The sequence below is a fragment of the Marivirga sp. genome, assembly GCF_051117495.1.
GTDB lineage: Bacteria > Bacteroidota > Bacteroidia > Cytophagales > Cyclobacteriaceae > Marivirga.
In genome coordinates, this window is the sequence record NZ_JBNPEF010000007.1 from 1 (window position 1) to 21,241 (window position 21,241).

A 21,241-nucleotide genomic window follows, 5' to 3' on the forward strand; every position below is an offset into this window, starting at 1 on the left:
TTGTAACGAGGATCTCGACTTTGGCTTTTAACTAGATTTTTATAAAAATGTCTCGAAAATTTGCTTTTGAGACATTTTTTTATGTTTTTTATATCTAGTTATATAACTAGATTTTAATTAGTGGGTTTCCAACTAAGATACAATTGATCAAAAGGCAGAAAAGCGAGCAGTGGTATATCAATTTTCCTGCCGCTGTTGCACAGGCAATGGAATTTGATAAGGGGGAGATTGTGGAGTGGGTGATAGAGGACAAAAAGAAGATGGTACTAAAAAGAAAAAGCAAAGTGGTGAAAGAGGATAAAAAAAAACCATAACCACTTTTAACGCATTTGAAGAGATGTTTCTGGAATGCAGTGGCGCCTTTAAACAAAACAGGACATTGCTCAGGGCAAAAGACCTAGCGGTCGGCCTGATCAATTGTCTTGGCAGGAGGATCATATCAGGGCTATTGACTTCCTGCGGCAAGATTTTTGAAGATTGGAGTGCGGAGTACAGGCTTTTCTACGGACAGAGAATGGAGTTGTCAAAAATTTTTGATGTGGTAAGAAAGAAAGTATTGGACTATCAGCCCAATAGTGGCAACACCCCTATTTACGGCCACATGGATGATACCCTTCTCAAGAAAACAGGAAAGAAGGTAGCGGGTACTTCTTGGAAGCGGGATCCTCTGGGCCCTCCGTTCCATACCAATTTTATCTGGGCGCAGCGATTTATCCAAATATCCCTTTCCCTTCCGGACGGCCCTATGCCCTGTGCCAACAGAAGCATACCCGTTGATTTCTTTCATTCACCACTGTTCAAAAACCCAAGAAGAAAGATTCCGGTTCAGCATGGAAAGAATATAAAGAGAAGCAAAAAATAGCAAAGCTAAGCGTGCAAGGTTCTAAAAGAATTACCTTGCTTAGGGAAAACCTGGACAGGGAAGGTGCTCAAGAAAGGCCATTGATCATGAGTGTTGACGGCAGTTATTCCAATGAAACTGTCCTAAAGGGATTACCAGAAAGAACCACATTAATTGGCAGGATCAGAAAAGACGCCAAACTCAACAAACTACCGGAATTAAATAAAGGGGCTGGCAGAAACAGGGTCTACGGCCAACCGCTTCCAACCCCTGAAGAAATACGTCAATCAAAAGAATATCTCTGGCAAGAGGTCAGGGCATTTGCCACCGGAAAAACACATTGTTTTAAAGTTAAAGTGGTCAAAGATATCAGGTGGAGAAAATCAAGCACTAAAAACCTTCAACTAGTGGTCATACGTCCTCTGGGCTATCGCTTGACCAAAAACTCTAAAATGCTCTACCGCCAACCCGCCTATTTAATATGCACAGATCCCAATTTTGATATTGGGGAACTGTTGCAGGCCTATCTATGGCGGTGGGGTATCGAGGTAAACTTTAGAGAAGAGAAAACACTGCTTGGTTGCGGCCAGGCACAGGTAAGGAACTCCAAGGCAGTGGAAAAAGTACCGGCTTTTGTAACGGCCGTTTATTCCATGATCCAGTTGGCAGACTATCATACCAGCAAGGCAATGGAAAATTTAAGTTTGCCAAGGGCTAAATGGTATCCCGTCAAAGCCAAAACCAAAAAAACCACAGGGGACATTATAAATAATTGCCGTTCACAAATGTGGGCTAAAAGCGCAGAAATCAATTTCTCCGACTTCGTGAATCTTCATCTAAATATGCAAAGTCGTAAAATTAGACCGAATCATGCCCAATCTGTTCTAATGTACAGTCGTAAATAGCCAAACTCAAGGTCCTCGTTTGTAACGAGGATGCCTAGATCAAAGCATTTGTAATGCTAAAACTACAAAAGAGCTTATTTCCGGAAACGTTTCCTAAAATCTAAAATCCCACATTGATTAGTGCGTCCATTAGCAAAGAAAATTAATCCTCTATAACTGTACAATTCTTGCTAATAAAAACGCAAATCTTCACTGATCTTAGGGAGACCCTAAGACCAGTTCAAGACCCTAAGACCATTTCAAGACCAATTCAAGGCGTGACTAAGCCTTAAATACTCATCTCCACTATTTCTTTAGCCAATTCAGGCCCTACTTTTTGTCTTTCTCCTAAACCGACCCATTTTCTTTCTTTAAAACGATCATAAACCGTTTGCGGAGTATTGCGGTAATCAGTGGTGTATTTTGATAGTTTTGTTTCAATTCCTAAGGACTCAAAGAATGAAACTGTCATTTCAATGGCTTTCTCCGCTATCTCAATATCTGATTCCCCCGTCAGTCCCCAAACTCTTTTCCCATACTGTACTAATTTCTCTTTCTTATCATCAAATAGTTTTCTGTATAGATTAGGAGCAATAATGGCCAAGGTTCTGGCGTGGTCAATTCCGTGCAAGGCAGTAAGTTCGTGCGCTATCATATGAGTGGCCCAATCGGTGGGTACTCCAAGTCTCAATATTCCGTTTAAAGCCATAGTGGCAGACCACATAAAATTAGAGGCTGATTTATAATCAGCAGGATCTTCCATTACTTTTGGTCCTATTTCAATCAGCGTTTGCAAAATCCCTTCGGCAATGCGGTCTTGCAATAAAGCATCATGCTGATAGGTTAAGTACTGTTCTAAAGTATGCGTATAGGCATCCACTATGCCGTTGGCAATTTGTCTTTTGGGAAGTGATTGAATCACGGTTGGGTCACAGACTGAAAATACTGGGAAGTATTGTGGACCTCCAAATGTACGTTTTTCTTGAGTGGAAGCTTTGGTGACCACCGCCCCAGAATTCATTTCAGAGCCTGTTGCAGGTAAAGTTAGTACTGTTCCAAAAGGCAATACCTTTTCTTGTTTTCTGGCTAAACCTTTGGCCACTAAATCCCATTCATCTCCTTCATAATAAGCAGCAGCTGAAAGGAATTTGCATCCATCTATCACAGAGCCACCACCAACAGCCAAAATAAAATCAATTTTTTTATCCCTAATAATTTTCACTGCTTTCATGAGCGTTTCAAAATGCGGATTAGGCTCTATACCCGCAAATTCCGTGATTTTGAAATCCTTAGTGGCATCAATCACCTGATCATAAACACCATTTTTCTTGATACTTCCACCACCATAGGCTAATAAAATATGGCTTCCGGCTGGAATATTGTCTGCCAGTTTTTTGATTTCACCTTCTCCAAATATGATTTTTGTAGGATTCTTAAATTCGAATGTGTTCATAGTAAAATTTGTTTCCCAAACATAACGCCATAGTTTGAAGAGGGTTTTTTAATTTCTTTATAATTAGCAAATTCTTATATTTGAGTTTAACGAACTGATTATAGTATGCATAAATTATGGATCAGCCTTATTTTTCTTTTTTTGATTAAAATTCAATCCTATGGACAAAGTGGAATAGAGGGGCGAACTGAAGGATTTGTCCCAAATGGATGGGTAGAAATATACATAGATAAAGAAAAACAGCAATTACTTTTTCCAGAGGATTTCCGAATGGATGAACCACCAATAGGAAGTGAGTTTCCCTCTTTTGCTTTTGTTGATATCAATGGCGATTCCATTACTTCTGAAATGATGGAAGGTAAAATCGCTTTATTGAACTTCACTTTTGTGGGTTGCTCTGGCTGCAAAATGGAGCAATTCACCTTAGAGAAAATCACCAAAATGTATGCTGAAAGAGATGATATTGTATTTATTAACTTCATAAAAAGTGCGCCATGGAGAATTAAATGGTATTTGAACAGATTTGGTGAGAAAGGATATATCTCGGTGCCCATTGATGAAGAAACTTATAAGCAATATTTTCACATAGTAACAGCACCAACACATATGTTTTTAGTAGATAGAATTGTAAAAGAAAATATATCTGCTCCGCTTTGGAGTAAAAATTCTTATCAATTTATTGTTAATTTTATTGAAAGTATAGACTCAGAAACACAGCCATGAACAAGTCATTTATCTTCATTTTCTTTCTTATAGCAGGGGTTTCATGCTCACAACCTGAAAGTGAAGCTGACATTGATGCCATCTATCAATCCTTGGCTGAACAAAAGCACCTTTTCTATAATGTGGAATACAGCATTTGTAATTCCAGTGGTGCAGCAATAGACAATCTATATGGCATGGTAGCTTTAAATAGAAATTCTGATAGCGGTATTTCATCAGCTTATTTTGGTCTTGACCGAAATCAACAACCTCATTATTTGCATAGCATGTTTTTGAATCATCAGTGGATTTATAATCTCCAAAGTCCACGGTATGGTTTGGAAGATGCAGACCTCATAACGGATAGCCTTCACAGCCCTGTTTTGCTTAATCCTGATGTACTTTTACAAATCGAACAAGATTCTGTTAAGGTATCCAAGCAAAAAATTGATGATAAATTTATAAAATGGACTTTTGAATTGCGCAATAAGCCAGATCAATTGATTCTGGTTTGGAATGAAGATCAAGAGAGAATTTCAGAAATAGAATATCAGTATGCAGTGAAATCCCCTAATACTTACAGCAGAAAATGGGCTTTTGATTACATGGCTAAATCTGATTTCACAATATTGGAAAAGGGGTTTAAACAACAAAATCAAAGTGCTCATCAACCGTTTTTATAATTTCCGTCTAAATTATTTAATGCTGTCTCTATAAAAATTGTATTCTGCAATTATTTAATGTATTTTTCCTTTTATAAAATGAATCAAAAATATGTTCACAGAAGCAGAAATAGCCGTAATCATTGATAATCAAGAAATTGATAAAATCGTGGATACTTTAAGAAAGGATTTTCTTGAAAAAACAGCCCCATATTTTGAAATAAGTAATCATGATTTTTTGTCATTGATCTTATTGAGTCCGGTTGTGGGCAAAGCCATGGCGAATAATAACATCAGTTTTAAAGAGGAAATGTCTTTGCAGAAAAAGGCTAGAAAACTATCCAAGGGAGGTTTTTTCCTTTCAAAAGATCCTGTGGCAGACTGTATGAAATTTCTCATCAAGAACTTTAATGAATGGGAAGACCAGTTTTACGAGTCTATTAAAAAGATTTTTCATGTCTTATTTGAGGAAGCAACACTCCAAAAAGCGAATAATAAGGCAACCCCATACAATATTAGAGTGATGGAAGCTCCTTACATTTTAATTCGTTTTATTTCATCCCTCTTTTTGGAAAGAGAGGAAGATATTTTGAACCCGGGAAGGCTCAGAAAAATAGAATGGGAGAAAATCAAATCTATTGGGGACAAAACCGGACTATCGGATCTCAATTTATTCAATGAATTTATTGAGTCATTTGAGGTAAAATGAATGTCATAACATCAATTAGCATATTTTTTGTATTTTTGTGAAATTAAAGGGTTTAGTAATTAATCTTACTTATTCAATTTGATTAAAAAGTTGAAACTTGACAGATTTGGGCATAAGTATTGATATGACAAACTAGGCTTAATAATTAAAAACATTGGGATGGAATGCTTACTATCTGTCTCGATATAAATCTGGGAGTAATTAATTCGAAAAATTGCCTAAAGGGCGCTATATAAAACTATCATTCGTTGGGGAGAAACCGATTTAATATAAAACTTTTTACTTTTTTAATGCTGTTCTTGGGCGTTTTTGTTATAATGCCATCAAAGGGACAGGTATTTAATCCTTGGGGGCCTCCGCCCAATGATCCTGATATTGAGGCTAATTTTTTTCGCAAAATAGCAAGTCACTTCTCCGCTGAAGTAGCCATCGGCTATGGTTCTACTCGTTACAGACAAAATCTAGATGAATATCGAATTTACAGTAACAGCAGTGATTTGTATTTATTAGCTGAAGACTCTTTAGGATACACAGTAGGAATAAGTAATTGGTTAAACAGACCATTTACTACAGATACCTTGAACACTTCTTCTGCCATCCTTTACCAATCCAATTCAAATGAATCCGATCAGAACAGAAATTATGTGATTGATAGCTTGGAAAAACGACTCGTTGGTGGCGGAAACGCAATACCCGTACATTTAAAAGTTCATTTTAATTATTCAAGGTTTCGACTAGGCGCAGGAGCAACATTTGAGATCAATTCCAAAGCCAATTTACGTTTAAAAGGATTCCCTGATTACATAGCCAATTATGAATCAGATTTTTCTAGATTCTTTACACGAAAGTATTATTTAACCGCTGGAGTTCATTATTATGATTTTTGGGATTTTTCTTATTTCGCTGATATTGAGTATGGTAACTTCCGATTATCTGAAAGCGCATTTCCCGGAAGTAATGTCAGCACTAGTAATTATTGGAATATAAGTTTTCCTATCGAGAAGAATTTTTCGGAATATTTCAGGCTTGTCATGAGACCTTCCGTAGATTTAAAATCAATCAATACTTTTTTGCCGACCGTCCAATCCATAAAGACCAATATGTGGAATTTACAATTTCAAGTAGGAGTGAGGGTAAGTTTTCCACTTTTCAAAAAATGTCCCATCAGTAATTGTGAGGCACAGAAAGAACATCATCATATTGATAAAAAATTTAGGGGCCAACCCATTTATAAATGGCAAAACCCAAAAGTAGGTGAAAATGATCCTTATAATCTGAATGAAAAAAGAGAAGCGTTTCCGTTTTTAAAACGCAAATGAAATGATTATTTTTGTCACCGCTTAATAAAATTCTTTAAATTGCACTTTATTTATTTTTAGATAGTAAACAAATCTATGGCTGAAGGAGAAAATGAAAAAATCATCCCAATTAATATAGAGGATGAAATGAGAGGCGCCTACATTGATTATTCAATGTCGGTTATAGTTTCAAGGGCTTTACCTGACGTTAGGGATGGTCTTAAACCCGTACACAGAAGAATACTTTTTGGTATGCAGGAGTTGGGCTTGGCCCATAACAGACCTTATAAAAAATCAGCCAGAATCGTGGGTGAAGTTTTAGGTAAGTATCACCCGCATGGTGATTCCGCTGTTTACGATACCATGGTGCGTATGGCACAGCCTTGGTCACTGCGTTATCAAATGGTGGACGGGCAAGGAAACTTCGGTTCTATTGATGGGGATTCTCCAGCGGCCATGCGTTATACGGAGGCAAGGCTGAAAAGAATTGCGGAAGAAATGTTGACCGATATCAATAAAAATACGGTTGACTTTCAATTTAACTTTGATGATTCCTTAAAGGAGCCTACTGTATTGCCTGCCAAAGTGCCGAACCTATTGTTAAATGGAGCTTCGGGTATTGCGGTAGGGATGGCTACCAATATGGCACCTCACAACTTAACAGAGGTGGTCAATGGAATAAATGCCTACATAGATAATAATGACATCACCATACCAGAGCTCATGGAGCATATTTCGGCTCCGGATTTTCCTACTGGTGCTGCAATATATGGATACCAAGGCGTTAAAGCGGCTTTCGAAACAGGCCGTGGACGTATTGTAATGCGTGCAAAAGCTGAAATTGAAGTACTAAAATCAGGCAGGGAAAGAATTATCGTGACTGAAATTCCATATTTGGTGAACAAAGCCAATATGATTGAAAAGACTGCCGGCCTGGTAAACGAAAAGAAAATTGAAGGTATTTCCGATATCAGGGATGAATCTGATAGAAACGGCTTAAGAATTGTTTACGAAATACGTAAAGATGCAATTCCTAATGTGGTTTTAAATAACCTTTATAAATACACACAACTTCAAACATCCTTTAGTGTAAATAATGTCGCTTTGGTAAAAGGCCGACCTGAAACACTAAACTTGAAGGATATGATCAAACATTATGTCAATCACAGACATGATGTAATTGTCAGAAGGACAAAATATGAATTAGAAGAAGCGCAAAAAAGAGCACATATCTTAGAAGGGTACTTAATTGCATTGGATAATCTTGATGAGGTAATTAAGTTAATTCGTGAATCCAGAGATCCTGAAATTGCCAGAAATGGTTTAATGGAGAAGTTCGAATTATCCGAAATTCAGGCTAAGGCTATTTTGGACATGAGGCTTCAAAGGTTGACGGGTCTTGAAAGAGAAAAAATCGTTCAAGAATATGAGGAGATCAAAAAACTCATAGAATATTTAGAATCCATTCTAGCAGATGAATCTTTAAGGATGAAAATCATCAAGGATGAAATGCAGGAGATGAAAGATAGATATGGTGATGAAAGAAGGACTGAAATCATCCACAGTGCCGAGGAATTTACGGATGAAGACATGATCCCTAATGAGGATGTGGTCATTACTTTATCTCACCAAGGGTATATCAAAAGGACCTTATTGAACGAATACAAAACCCAAGGTAGGGGTGGAGTTGGTTCAAAAGGAGCCGGAAGTAAAGATGATGACTTCACGGAGTTGCTTTTTGTGGCCAAAACCCATAACTATCTATTAATATTCACGGAATTAGGGAAAGTTTATTGGATCAAAGTTTACAGATTACCTGAAGGATTAAAAACTTCAAAAGGTCGAGCCATTCAGAACCTAATTAATATTGAATCAGAGGATTCAGTAAGAGCGGTTATTAATGTTGAAAATCTGGATGATGCAGATTATATCAACAATAACTTTTTAGTAATGTGTACTGAAAAAGGTACTATTAAGAAAACGACCTTAGAAGCTTATTCCAGACCAAGAGCTAATGGTATCAATGCTATTTCAATAAATGAAGGCGATAGATTGTTGAACGTAAAATTAACCAATGGTGATAACGACATCATTATTGCGGCACGTTCAGGCAGGGCTATCCGATTCCACGAAAGCAACGTTCGACCAATGGGAAGAACAGCAGCCGGAGTGAGGGGTATTAGCTTGAAAGATGACAAGGATATTGTGGTGGAGATGGTAGCCATCACCAGGGATAATGCCAACTTATTGGTGGTTTCTGAAAAAGGTTACGGAAAGCGATCTGATATCGAAGATTATCGAATCACGAAAAGAGGTGGTAAAGGGGTTAAAACTTTAAATGTAACTGAAAAAACAGGAGAGTTAGTGGCCATAAAAGAGGTTATTGATTCAGATGATTTGATGATCATAAATAAATCCGGTATCACAATCCGAATGGCAGTGGAAAGCTTGAGGGTTATGGGTCGTGCTACCCAAGGTGTTAGATTAATTAAAGTAAATGAAAATGATAGTATCTCTTCAGTAGAGAAAGTAGAGAAAATAGATGATATTGTAGAAGATGAAACTACGGAAGATCAGCAGTCCGATACTAATGAAGACAACAAAAGTGAATCATAATAAATTAAATTAAGTATAATAGAATAATTGTTTAAACAAAATAAGATAGAAATGAAAAGAATCGCATTAGTTTTCGCCTTTTTTTTAGCAATAGGGCAGGTATTTGCGCAGAATTCAAATGTTCGTAAGGCAGACCGGGCTTTAGAAAGTGGCGATTTACAAGAAGCAAAAGAGCTTATAAATGAAGCAACTGAGCACGAAAAAACAATGGATGACCCGAAAACTTGGTACACAAGAGGGACTATATATCAGGCCATTCTTAATAGTGAAGGTTATTCTGAGGAATTAGTGAAAAAAGCATCAGAAAGTTATGATAAGGTTTTTGAATTGGTTGAGGAAGGAGATAAATACTTTACCCTGACTGATCTTAAAATACAAGAACTTTGGGGAGGATTCATCAATGAAGGGTCTGAAGCTTATTCAGCCCAAAATTATGAAGATGCAGTAACTGCGTTTGAAAAAGCTTTATTGGTTTTGCCGGATGACACCACCGCAAATTTATATGCAGGGGTAGCATCTCAACAAATGCAAAAAAATCAAGATGCATTGAAATATTATTACAGATTGTTAGACTTAGATTATCATTCTGAGGATATCTATGGTAGTATTATTTCCATTGAACGATATGCAAATGAAGATCTTGAAAAAGCATTGGAAGTAGCTAGAATGGCAAAAGAAAAGTTTCCTGAAAATGATACTTTTCAAAAATCAGAAATCAATTTGTTGATTGAAACTAAGCAAGTGGATGTTGCAAAAGATCGAATTAATGAAGCCATTGAAAAAGAACCAGACAATGCCAATCTTTACTTCAATTTAGGTTATTTATATGAGCAATTGGAAGAACCAGAAAAAGCAGAAGAAGCTTATTTAAAAGCTATTGAGATTGATCCTGATTACTTGGATGCCAATTTTAACTATGCTGTTTATTACTACAATAAAGCGGCTGATTTATTGGCAAAGGCAAGAGATATGGACTTACAAACTTATAAAAAGGAAGGTAAGAAGATAGAGAAAGAAGCATTAGGATATTTGGAAAAGTCTAAGCCATATTTTGAAAAGGCATTGGAAATTGCTCCTGAGGAACTGGCGGTTATTGAAACATTACAAACTGTTTACGCACAATTAGGAGAAAAGGAAAAGGCAGAAAAAATGATGAAGAAAGCAGAGGAGCTAGGTGGTGGTTCTGGTAAAGCTGAGATAAGCGATCAATAATCCATTGAATAAATATATTTTAAAAGGTTATCTGAACAGATAGCCTTTTTTTGTGTTTTCTAATTTAAATTCAGATTCATTTATGATGAGCAATACAAATATGGAAAAAGCAACTTTTGGAGCAGGATGCTTCTGGTGTATAGATGCTGTTTTAAGAAAATTAAAGGGGGTTGAGAAAGTAGAATCCGGTTTCTCAGGAGGGCATATCAAAAATCCTGCCTACAGAGAAGTAGTACAGGGAAGAACAGGTCATGCCGAAGTTGCCCAAATATCATTTGATCCTAAAATTATTTCTTATAAAGATATTTTAGAAGTTTTCTGGCAGGTGCACGATCCCACTACCTTAAATAGACAAGGTGCAGATGTAGGGGAGCATTATCGTTCTATTATCTTAACCCATAATTCAAATCAAGAAAACACAGCTAAGGAAATGAAGCAAAAACTTGATGCTTCCGGAATTTTTGACGATCCCATAGTGACTGAAATTAAGCCCTTCGAAGCTTTTTATCCTGCCGAAGAGGTACATCAAGATTTCTACACCAGAAACGAAGGTATGCCTTATTGTTCCTTTGTCATCAAACCTAAAGTGGATAAGCTTAAAAGACTTTTTTCAGATAAATTGAAATAAATCCCTTTCTAAACTTTGACTAATTTTTTGTTTTACCTGCCTGCCGGTAGGTTTCACTTCTTCCTGATTTTCAGTATGGGATAAATGTGGTGACTAAATCCTAGATTTAGCTGGCTTCTTTTTGCTTAATTAAACATTTTTTCTGATTTGATTTATGGTAATATAGTCAGAAAATGAAAGGTGAAAAGCTACAAAATATTTTTGGGTACTAGACTCATGTTTTTTGTAGGTACATATGAGGGATCAATAATCTTCTCATTACAAATGATCCATGTCTGTAAATTAGACTCCTCGGATTACAATTCTCAAGATCAATTCAATAAATCCTGACTTATTTTTCTAATAAATTAGTTGTATGATAATTTTAATCTTACATAATTCTTGTTTTATCGAAAAATATGAAATTGAATATAATTATTTCATTAATCAAATTATAATAATTATATTTATTGTGTTATTAAGATATTATTTCATTATAATTATATTATTCATAGTGAAGTTGAAATATTCACCTTAAATAATACACACTTAAAAAGTTTAGATTGATGAATTTAAATTATCCATCAAATAATAGCACTGTCTTACCTCTAAGGATTTTAGTCTTATGTTTTGTCTTCCTATGCTTCCAAACAAAAGCTCAAAGAGTAGATAATGTGAAGGCTTCAATCAGTGGTGATATCATCATTGTATCTTATGATTTAATTGCTGAAACGGATGAAACTTTCAATGTGAATTTATATTCCTCTAAAGATAATTTTCAACAGCCTTTAACATTGGTTACCGGAGATGTCGGGATTAATATAACAGCTGGAAAAGGGAAACGGATAGAATGGTTGGCTAAGAATGAGCTTCAAGATTATAAAGGAAACTTAATATTTGAAGTGAGGGCTTTTTTACCTGAGCCCGCTTTTGACCCCTTGGAATTTGTAAATTTTGATTTAAAAGAAATTAAAAGCGGAAAAAGTTATCGATTACAGTGGAAAGGTGGAAAAGAGAACGAAAAAATTGATATAATGCTATTTGAAGATGGCAACGAGAAGTATAAAATTTCTACTATAAATAATGAAGGGAGATATCTTTGGAAAATACCAAAAGGAAATAAGTCTTCCTCATACCAAATTCAATTAAAAGGTGAAACGGGTATTGTAGCCAGTAATAGTTTTCAAATTAAGAAGGGATTCCCAGGTTTATTAGTAGGGGGAGGCGCATTATTAGTTGGTGGTATTACTGCAGCCATCATTATTCTGGATCCATTTGGTGGCGATGAAGGAAATGATTTACCGATTGCACCTGATCCTAATTAGTTTATAATAATTCAATTATGAGAATAATTTATAACTTCTTTTTATCAAGCCTCTTTCTAATTGGAATATCAATTAGTATTTCATTTAGTCAAGGAATATCTATCAGTTCTGATGAAGATAAAACATCCAATTCCTTAGTGGAAAGTGTTTTGGCAGGTTACCCTTTCAACGGAAATGCCAATGATGTTTCAGCAAATGGATTTAATGGAACCGTAGATGGCCAAACATTAACTTCTGATAGATTTGGACAAACAGACCAAGCCTATCAGTTTACATCCACAAATGGTGGTATTCAGACTCCCCTTGTGGAACAACCGAATGCAATATCCCTATGGTTTCAAACAACTGCTGAATCAGGAACTTTACTTTCTTGGGGTTCAGGTACCGAAGGAGTTTACGGGTACACCGTCAATGTGCTTCCTTCTGGGATAGAATTCGTTTACAACTCAGGGGATGGAATTGAAGATGGAAGTACTTTTACAGGAGTGACCAAAGCAGACTTAAATGATGGGAACTGGCATCATTTGGTAATTGATATTGATGAAACCAATGAGATATTTACATTTTATATCGATAATGAAATAATTGGAACCGATCTAATAGCTGAAGATGGTATTTTATGGGCGGGTATCAATAGTTTGGGCATGGAAATTGGGCCTGCAATTGATGGAAGAATTGATAATGTCTTTCTTTATGTTGGAAATATCTTTCCAAATGAAGTGAACACTTTGTACCATGCAACTGGTTGGGATGTGCCTGAAAATTCATTGGTACTGAATTATGATTTTAATGATGGCATTGTGCAGGACTTAGGGGGATTTGGGTATGATTTCATAAATGTTTCCGCAAATTCAGTGCTCGATAGATTTAATACACCTTCAAATGCACTAGGTCTAGATGGTATTGAGCAGTTTTGTGAAACATCCGGAGTACCCATTTATGATAATATTTCTATTTCGGCATGGTTTAAAACCTCGACTGATTTCTCAAACGGATATAGAAGTTTTGTTGATTTATTTGGCTTAAGTGCACTTTCAATTGGCTCTAATAATTTTCTGGAAGGTTCTTTAAGATTTGGTGATCAAGATTTTCTAATATTAAGTAGTGATATTCCAGTAAATGACGGTCTTTGGCATCATGCAGTCCTAACTTATGATGGATCAACTGCAAGATTATATTTGGATAATGAATTAATAGATACTAATTCTGATTTTAGCGGACCTTTATATCAAACTTCACTTTCAACATTTTTAAATGTGGGATTTATTTTCGAACCTGGAAATATTAGATATTATACAGGAGAGGTGGATGATATTAATTACTATAATTATGGAATATCCCGCTCTGAAGTCATCGAATTATATAGTGAAAATAACTGGCCCAATACTGCCCCAATAGCTTCATATCCATTTAATGGTAATGCCTATGATGAAAGTGGAAATTATCTTGACGGCTCTGTAATTGAAGCTAGTTTAACAAATGATAGATTTGGAGTAAGTAATCGTGCTTATAATTTTAATGGGACAAGCTCATATATTTCAGTTACAGATGATCCACTATTTGATTTAGGTCTTAGTACAGATTTGGCAGTATCCGGCTGGTTTAATACTACTGCCTCTAATGGGGTTTTGTTTGATAAATCTGATGGATCATCGGGTTACCTTGCTTTTTTTCCAGATGATGGTTCTAATCAAATTATATTTTTCGCTATAGAAGATGGAGTCGGAAGTAGTCAAGTATTGTCTAATCCTGGATATAATGATGGTCAATGGCATCATTTTGTCATGCAAATGGATAGAGATGGAGGAATGTCTATTTATATTGATGGGGTTTTGGATGTAGAGAATACTGGCGCATTGTCCGATGGCTTTAATCCGGATACTGGAGAAGACTTTCTAATTGGAGTTGCAGGCGAAGTCGATAATGCGGGCTTGAATACATTTTTTAATGGGGGATTAGATGATTTTAAAATTTTCAACTCTTTATTGACAGATGAGGAAATTGCAAATTTATACAGTAAAAATGCCTGGCCTATTTTAGGACAAGTACAAATTAAAATTGATCAAGCCACGGAAAGTCAAACTTTAAGTCCGTTTTCACCAAATAATATGGATGAGTGGGGTAATGCTTTCGATTTTAGTGAAAGTGAATTTCAATTTGTATTAAATGGAGTGGCTGATAAACCTTACGGGGATTCGGATAATGATGGCTTTATTGATTTGCTGGGAGATCCAATTTTACCACCAAACGGATTGAATTTTGTAAGATTAGTGGATGAGTCTAGAGAATATAGTTCAGAAACAATTAATTCAGTGGGGTTCCTCGGAAGTGCTAGAACAGGTGATGAAACCGGATGGCAAGGTGAGGATACTGATATGGAATATATTGGAGACGGTGTATTTGAATTGAAAAGTATTGAATTATTTGATGGCTTTTGGAAAATTAGGGCCAATGATGATTGGAATTTCGCTAATTGGGGTTCTTCTTCTGAAAATCCCGGGGATTTATTTTTATTTGGAGATGATATACCGATTAGTGCAGGTACTTATGATATTACCGTTGATGTGATAAATAAGGTTTATTCGGTGACAGCTGCGGAGCCCGATAGTGGTTTGCAAGCTAATTATTTTTTTAATGATAACTTTAATGATGATAGTGGCAACGGTAATAACGGAACAGGAGTGAACGCTATGTTTGGTAACGACAGATTTGGTATTGCAAATCAGGCCGTTACATTCAATGGTTCTGACGCCTATGTTTCTGTACCTGATGCCTCGGCTTTCAACTTTGGAACTTCAGAAAATATTGTCATTTCAGGTTGGTTTAGAACAAATAGCTCTGGAGTGCTTTTTGATAAATCAAATTTCCTTTCAGGTTACTTTGCTCAGATTGATGGAGATGGAAAATTACAATTCTTAATGGTAGAAGAAGGGGGTGGTTCCGAGCAAATTTTAACTAATAACACTTATGATGACGGTGCTTGGCATCACTATGTAATACAAATTGATAGAACTTCAAGTATGGAAATATTCATTGATGGTGAACTAGAATCCATTAATGAAGTGGCAACTGATGGTATAAATCCTGATATGGCGGAGGATTTTTTAATTGGCGTAGCCGGAGGAGTTGATAATGCTGATTTAAATGGCTTTTTCATAGGCCTTCAAGATGATTTTCAGATTTTTAATCAAACACTGAGCCTAGAAGAAATTCAATCCTTATATTCCGAGGGGGGATGGCCCATTACGGGAACACCTAGAGTTGGAAATATTTCACCAAGAACAGCAAAAATAGGGGAAGAAGTAAGCATTACTGGAATTAATTTCTCAACTAACGTGGATGATATCGTTGTTTCATTTAATGGGGTAAGAGCCAATATCCTTTCTAACACTAGTACTGAAATTAAAGTTGAGGTTCCAATTGGGACTTCACACGGCCCTGTTTACGTGATTTCAAAAGGCTTGGTAGCTCAGTCCCATATAGACTTTAATGTTGTTTATGATGGAAATGGATTGCCATTGGATTCCACTCTGTTTGAAAGTACAAATTTAGATTTGGGGATTTCTTCTTTTACACAGGGTGCATTAGTGTCTGCTGATTTTGATCAGGATGGTCTGGTTGATTTGGAAGTTATTTCAGCTAATAATCAATTTTCAGTATTAAGAAATTTAAGTACTCCCAATGGGGAAATTTCATTTGATAGCCCAATTGCATATAATGTGAGTTCAGATATCTTAAAAATTAGCAAAGGAGACTTTGATGGGGATGGTAAATGGGATATGGCAGTTGCTCATGGTGGCATTATATCCATTTTTCAAAATATTAGTAATGGAGCCGGAAATATTAATTTTCAAAACGTATATGAAATTACTGTAAATGGTGATTTCATTAGAGATTTAGAGGTTACTGACATGAATGGCGATGGTGTTCAAGATTTGGTTGTTATAGAAAGTATTCCACCTCAAGAAGAATTTGGTCAAACAACATATACTCTAAATACAATAGCAAATTTAACTCAAGATGGCGTTTTCGATTTCTCTATTGTCAATAGTACAGATGTCGATTTTAATTTTGGACTTAAATTGAGAGACCTTAATGGCGATCGAAAAACTGATATTGTGACTACAAATGCACAAGTTTTTATTAATTTAACTAGTTTTCAAACGAATAATTTTGCGTTGTATAATCCAGTACAATATACAGATATAGGTACTACAGTTGAGGTGAGCACTGCTGATTATGACAATGACGGCAAAACAGATTTTTCGGTTGTAGAAGATAATGGCGGACAAATAATAGGAGTATTTACCAATGCCACTACAAATCCAACTTCTGGTGAAGTAAACTTTTTAGGACCGGATACTTTAAATACTGGCTTGATTCCGACAACCATCAAAAGTGCTGATTTTGACGGAGACGGATTAATTGATATAGCTACGGTGGATCTTTCAGAATCCAAATTATCTGTTTTTCAAAATCTTACCACTCAAATTGGCGATTTAAAATTTGCTGAAAGAAAAAATTATGATGACAATCTAAATGGTTATGATATAATAACTGGTGATTTTAATAATGATGGTAAAGTGGATGTAATTACATCTGATTTAGTTATTTACCGAAATAACCTACAGAGCGCTGATGAAATAGCTATCCCGGAAAACCAACCGACCAATTTGAGCTTCACAAATATCACCTCAAACAGTTTAACAATCAATTTTGATGCTGCTACAAATCACAATGGTAATTATTTAGTATTGAGAAATAATGAGAATAGCCCAGTATTACAACCAGAAGATGGAATAGGTTATCAATTAAATGATATAATAGAGCAAGATAGAGTAGTTTATGTTGGTTCCCAAACTACATTTGTTGATTCTCTTTTAAATCAAGATACCAGATATTACTACAGTGTATTTGCGTTTAATGGTTCAGGTAAAATTTCATTGTATCTTAAAGAAAGCCCTTTAACAGGGGATGAAATTACAATGCCGTTAGAAGGATTGGTTACCGAGCCCACAGCACAACCCACTAATTTTGAGGTTACAAACTTTGATGAGGTGAATAAGTCTTTTCAAGTAAACTATCTTGAGCCTTCTACAACAGTTGATGGTTATTTAGTTGTAAGAAGACTTAATAATAAACCAATATTTGTTCCTTCTGATGGTCAAAGTTATGGATTAGGAGCAGTCAATAATACTGATTCTATTGTATATATTGATTCCAACACGCAATTTTTGGAAGAAAATATTATTTCTGATAATGAATACCAATATTTGATATTTAGTTATAATGGGAGTGAGGGAACCATTAACTATTTACAAAATAGTCCTTTAAACGGTAGTTTTAATGTACCAGCGACACAACCTACTAGTCAACCTACAAATTTCACGGTCAACAGTATTGGTCCTAATTCCGTTAATTTTAGTTTTACTTCAACTGAAAATGTTTCAGGCTTTTTGGTACTGAGAAATGAAAATCAAATTCCTGCCAATGTCCCCGAGGATTTCACTAGTTATCAATATGCCGATCAAATTAATGAGGATGTAGTCATATATGCAGGTTCATCGACCTCAATTATTGATAATAATTTGAATCCACAAACCCAGTATTTTTATTCGGTTTTTGCTTACAACGGATCGGGAGATTTAATTAATTACCTTCCAAGTAACCCTTTGACTGGAAATTTAACTACCACAGAATTACCAAATTTGGCTAATCAGCCTCAGGCTCAGCCAACCGATTTCACAGTAATTTCTAAAAGTGAAAATGGAGCCGAATTGTCATTTACTGAGAGCAATGCAGAAGGTTATTTGGTGGTGAGGTTTACGGCTAACAATTCATTTTTCAATCCTGCTGACGGTATTACCTACAATGCTGGCAATCAATTTGGAAATACTCTCATCTCTTATGTAGGTGAAAATAATAGTTGGACAGAAGCTAGTTTATTGCCTGAAACTATTTATAATTTTAAAATATATGCATTTAATGGAGTTGGCGATCAAATCAATTATTTACAAACTTCTCCTTTATCGGAACAAATAACTACATTAACCAGTCCGCCTAATTCACAAGCCACTGATTTTACTATTGTCAACCCGTCTTTTACTTCCTATACCGTATCTTTTAATACTAATTTTGATGATTCGGATGGTTATATTGTAATTAGAAAAGAAGGGGAAACTCCACCTATCAGCGTCCCTGAAGGGGGGATTATATATGAAGTAGGTGAGGAACTAATCGAAGGTGAAAAAGTAGTAGCAATTGGTGCAATAGACCAATTCAAGGAATCTGATTTAACAGCCGATACTTATTCATACGCTGTTTATTCTTATAGCGGGGAAAGTGATTTTATTAATTACAATACTATTAATCCTCTTACAGGTACTGGAAGTGTTTTACAAGATAATACTGCTCCTATACTTCAGAATTTACAATTTAATGAGGAAGTAGGATTAGGTGATGCTGTCAATATTTCTGTCACCGTAATTGATGCTGAATCCGGTGTTGATGAAGTGGAAGTTCAATATGTTATTCCTGGCTCAAATTCCGTCAATACGCCAACAATAGCTGAAATGAACCAATCAGGTGACGATTACACCTATGAAATATCTGACATTACGGAGGCCGGAGTAGAGTTTAGGATTGTCGCTAGAAATGTACTGGGGCTTGAGGCCGTTTCTACTGCATCTTCAGTAACTACGGTTTATTCAGGAGATGGCTTACCAATACCTTTTAGCTCTTTTGGTACGGAGCAATCAAATTATAGGATCGTTTCAGTACCAATCGATTTAAATAGTAATACCATTAATGATGTATTCGGTAAAGAATTAGGAGACTATGGAGATAAAACACAATGGAGGATGTTTAGATACAGTGGTGAAAGCACAACAGAGTTATCAGGGACTTCTTCCTTAATTCCAGGTAGAGGATACTGGTTAATTGTTAGGGATAATAATGGATTTTCATTCTTTACCGGTGCTGGAAAAAATGTTGATGCAAGTGTGGAAGAACCTTATGAAATCGTTCTTTCTCCTGGCTGGAATCAAATAGGTAACCCCTATCCGTATGATGTTGCTTGGAGTGATGTAGAAGAGCTGAATGAGGAAGAATTACAATTAAAAGTTTTCAATGGCTCTTTTACAAACGGAAATACTTTGCCAGCCTTTTCAGGGGGATTTGTTAATTGGTCAGGTTCTAATGAATTCACTCTTCAAATTCCAAAAATTCCAGTGAGTGCCAATCCTAACCGTCAACTAAAGGATGGAGAAGGTTGGGAATTAAATCTAATACTTGAAAAGGATGGAGTAGTTAATACTCTTACTGGAATTGGCATGCATACTAATGCCAAAGATGATTTGGACAGTAAGGATGAATTTAACTTACCTAGATTTCTAGATTATATCGATTTGAAACACAATATAATGGCAAATGGATATTATGTGGCCAAGAACGTGGTAGCCATGCATAAAGAATTTCAATGGACCTTTGATATTGAATCTAATTTATTAATTGATGGTATGAACATTCAATGGGAACTACCGAACTCACATAATTTCAATGCTCTTAATAAGTTGATGTTATGGGATCCTTCATCTTCTAATTTAATTGATATGAAATCTACAAATCAGTATCGGTTAAGGAATAGTGATGGTAAAAACATGAAAATTATTTATGGTTCTAGTGATTATATAGATGAGCTTATTGAAGTAAGTAGTTTACATGTATCAGACCCTTACCCAAATCCTACTTCAGGGATTTTAAATATTCAATTATTTGTACCGAAAGATGAGGCTGATTCAGAACTTTTGTTGGAATTAATTGACTTAAAAGGAAGTTTAGTAAATACAAATAAGGTAAAAATAAATAATTCAGGACAACAAACAGTTGAGTGGAATGTCACTGAGACATCTGTAGGGAATCTATCGGGTGTTTACATGCTACGTATTTCGAGTAGTAAAAATAGTATAAACAAGAAGATTGTTATGAAGTAAATTTGAATAGAAAATTTTTATGTACAAGAAGGTTCAAATATTAATCCTTTTGATGACTTTAATCGGTCATATAGGATTAGCCCAAACATATTCGGGTAGGAGTAACAGTGTAGCAGTGGATTATTCTACTGAAAAGCGGGGAGGAGAAGCCAAAATAGCTACTTCTGAAAAGGAAGAAACTATTAAAGAAGCCTTAAGATCATCTTCAGAACCTACTTATCATGCTTTGATCATAGGAGTCTCTAATTATGAATATGCCGGGGCAAATCTCCCAAATTTGGATAAACCTACTAAAGATGCGGAAGAATTATATTCAGTTCTCACTACAAAATATAATTTTGAACCTAAAAATGTCACTTTATTGAAAGATCCAGATAGAGCCACTGTGATTGATACTTTTCATGGCTTGGCTGATATAGTAACAGAAAAAGATAATTTGATGATCTTTTATGCGGGTCACGGATATTATGATAAACCAAAAGACTTCGGCTATTGGTTACCTTCTGATGCCAAGGCAGAAAGTACTGCAAATTGGATTCCCAACAGTACGATTAAAGATTATATTAGTGCGATTCCTTCCAAACATACATTATTGATCACGGACGCCTGTTTTGGGGGTAGTATCTTTAAGACTAGGGCTGTTGGAGGAATGAGTCAAATGAAAGTACATGAACTCTACAAAGACAGAAGTAGAAAGGCTATTACAAGCGGGAGTTTAACTGAGGTTCCGGATGAAAGTTTCTTTGTATATATGTTAATTAAAACATTGGATGAAAATGAATTTGATTATTTGCCTGCTTCCACTGTTTTCTCAAGAATATATGAGCCTGTTATGAACAATGCACCTACCGTTCCGCAGTTTGGTGTAATTCAAGGTGCAGGTGACGAAGGCGGAGATTTTATATTTATCAGAAGAAAATAAAATCATTGTTATGCATATT

Annotated in this window: 14 protein-coding genes; 13 read left to right on the forward strand and 1 reads right to left on the reverse strand. The window is 35.7% G+C overall.

Features of this window, described 5'->3' with window-relative positions; all coding sequences use genetic code 11:
* Positions 1-143 precede the first annotated feature (143 nt).
* The 3 genes from ACFE0M_RS04830 to ACFE0M_RS04840 all read left to right on the forward strand — a co-directional run bounded on the left by ACFE0M_RS04830 (position 144) and on the right by ACFE0M_RS04840 (position 1,746).
* A complete protein-coding gene (locus ACFE0M_RS04830; RefSeq protein WP_434544614.1) occupies positions 144-314 on the forward strand; it encodes a hypothetical protein in 171 nt (56 codons plus the stop codon).
* A 65-nt stretch (positions 315-379) separates the two neighbouring features.
* Positions 380-862 carry a hypothetical protein gene (locus ACFE0M_RS04835; RefSeq protein ID WP_434544615.1) on the forward strand — a complete coding sequence of 161 codons (483 nt, stop codon included), beginning with the start codon at positions 380-382 and terminating at the stop codon, positions 860-862.
* A gap of 35 nt (positions 863-897) precedes the next feature.
* Complete coding sequence (locus ACFE0M_RS04840; protein WP_434544616.1) at positions 898-1,746, forward strand: hypothetical protein; 849 nt, start codon at positions 898-900, stop codon at positions 1,744-1,746.
* Positions 1,747-2,014: 268 nt separating this feature from the next.
* On the opposite strand, the gene ACFE0M_RS04845 is transcribed toward ACFE0M_RS04840, so the two are convergent.
* The gene (locus ACFE0M_RS04845; RefSeq protein ID WP_434544617.1) at positions 2,015-3,178 is read right to left on the reverse strand and encodes an iron-containing alcohol dehydrogenase; all 1,164 of its coding nucleotides are present in this window, start codon (positions 3,176-3,178) and stop codon (positions 2,015-2,017) included.
* A gap of 105 nt (positions 3,179-3,283) precedes the next feature.
* Between ACFE0M_RS04845 and ACFE0M_RS04850 the strand changes: the two genes are divergently transcribed.
* The 10 genes from ACFE0M_RS04850 to ACFE0M_RS04895 all read left to right on the forward strand — a co-directional run bounded on the left by ACFE0M_RS04850 (position 3,284) and on the right by ACFE0M_RS04895 (position 21,222).
* A complete protein-coding gene (locus ACFE0M_RS04850) occupies positions 3,284-3,901 on the forward strand; it encodes a TlpA family protein disulfide reductase (RefSeq protein ID WP_434544619.1) in 618 nt (205 codons plus the stop codon).
* The gene (locus tag ACFE0M_RS04855; protein ID WP_434544620.1) at positions 3,898-4,563 is read left to right on the forward strand and encodes a hypothetical protein; all 666 of its coding nucleotides are present in this window, start codon (positions 3,898-3,900) and stop codon (positions 4,561-4,563) included. The genes ACFE0M_RS04850 and ACFE0M_RS04855 overlap by 4 nt, the downstream gene beginning before the upstream one ends.
* Positions 4,564-4,654: 91 nt before the next feature.
* On the forward strand, positions 4,655-5,251 hold the full coding sequence (locus tag ACFE0M_RS04860; protein WP_434544621.1) for a hypothetical protein: 597 nt from the start codon (positions 4,655-4,657) through the stop codon (positions 5,249-5,251).
* A gap of 317 nt (positions 5,252-5,568) precedes the next feature.
* Positions 5,569-6,570: a hypothetical protein gene (locus ACFE0M_RS04865; RefSeq protein ID WP_434544622.1), complete on the forward strand. Its 1,002-nt coding sequence runs from the start codon at positions 5,569-5,571 to the stop codon at positions 6,568-6,570.
* A gap of 75 nt (positions 6,571-6,645) precedes the next feature.
* Positions 6,646-9,165 carry a DNA gyrase subunit A gene (gene gyrA / locus ACFE0M_RS04870; protein WP_434544623.1) on the forward strand — a complete coding sequence of 840 codons (2,520 nt, stop codon included), beginning with the start codon at positions 6,646-6,648 and terminating at the stop codon, positions 9,163-9,165.
* 51 nt (positions 9,166-9,216) lie between these two features.
* Positions 9,217-10,377 carry a tetratricopeptide repeat protein gene (locus ACFE0M_RS04875; RefSeq protein ID WP_434544624.1) on the forward strand — a complete coding sequence of 387 codons (1,161 nt, stop codon included), beginning with the start codon at positions 9,217-9,219 and terminating at the stop codon, positions 10,375-10,377.
* A gap of 82 nt (positions 10,378-10,459) precedes the next feature.
* A complete protein-coding gene (msrA, locus tag ACFE0M_RS04880) occupies positions 10,460-11,005 on the forward strand; it encodes a peptide-methionine (S)-S-oxide reductase MsrA (protein ID WP_434544625.1) in 546 nt (181 codons plus the stop codon).
* Between the two features lie 545 nt (positions 11,006-11,550).
* A complete protein-coding gene (locus ACFE0M_RS04885; protein ID WP_434544626.1) occupies positions 11,551-12,309 on the forward strand; it encodes a hypothetical protein in 759 nt (252 codons plus the stop codon).
* Between the two features lie 17 nt (positions 12,310-12,326).
* A complete protein-coding gene (locus ACFE0M_RS04890) occupies positions 12,327-20,300 on the forward strand; it encodes a LamG-like jellyroll fold domain-containing protein (RefSeq protein ID WP_434544627.1) in 7,974 nt (2,657 codons plus the stop codon).
* A gap of 19 nt (positions 20,301-20,319) precedes the next feature.
* Positions 20,320-21,222, forward strand: coding sequence for a caspase family protein (locus ACFE0M_RS04895; protein ID WP_434544628.1), 903 nt, complete (start codon positions 20,320-20,322; stop codon positions 21,220-21,222).
* Positions 21,223-21,241: the final 19 nt, after the last annotated feature.

Coding starts and splice junctions, on each gene's coding strand:
- ACFE0M_RS04845 (WP_434544617.1), bottom strand. CDS start 3,178: ATGAACACATTCGAATTTAAGAATCCTACAAAAATCATATTTGGAGAA.
- ACFE0M_RS04850 (WP_434544619.1), top strand. CDS start 3,284: ATGCATAAATTATGGATCAGCCTTATTTTTCTTTTTTTGATTAAAATT.
- ACFE0M_RS04855 (WP_434544620.1), top strand. CDS start 3,898: ATGAACAAGTCATTTATCTTCATTTTCTTTCTTATAGCAGGGGTTTCA.
- ACFE0M_RS04860 (WP_434544621.1), top strand. CDS start 4,655: ATGTTCACAGAAGCAGAAATAGCCGTAATCATTGATAATCAAGAAATT.
- ACFE0M_RS04865 (WP_434544622.1), top strand. CDS start 5,569: ATGCCATCAAAGGGACAGGTATTTAATCCTTGGGGGCCTCCGCCCAAT.
- gyrA (WP_434544623.1), top strand. CDS start 6,646: ATGGCTGAAGGAGAAAATGAAAAAATCATCCCAATTAATATAGAGGAT.
- ACFE0M_RS04875 (WP_434544624.1), top strand. CDS start 9,217: ATGAAAAGAATCGCATTAGTTTTCGCCTTTTTTTTAGCAATAGGGCAG.
- msrA (WP_434544625.1), top strand. CDS start 10,460: ATGATGAGCAATACAAATATGGAAAAAGCAACTTTTGGAGCAGGATGC.
- ACFE0M_RS04885 (WP_434544626.1), top strand. CDS start 11,551: ATGAATTTAAATTATCCATCAAATAATAGCACTGTCTTACCTCTAAGG.
- ACFE0M_RS04890 (WP_434544627.1), top strand. CDS start 12,327: ATGAGAATAATTTATAACTTCTTTTTATCAAGCCTCTTTCTAATTGGA.
- ACFE0M_RS04895 (WP_434544628.1), top strand. CDS start 20,320: ATGTACAAGAAGGTTCAAATATTAATCCTTTTGATGACTTTAATCGGT.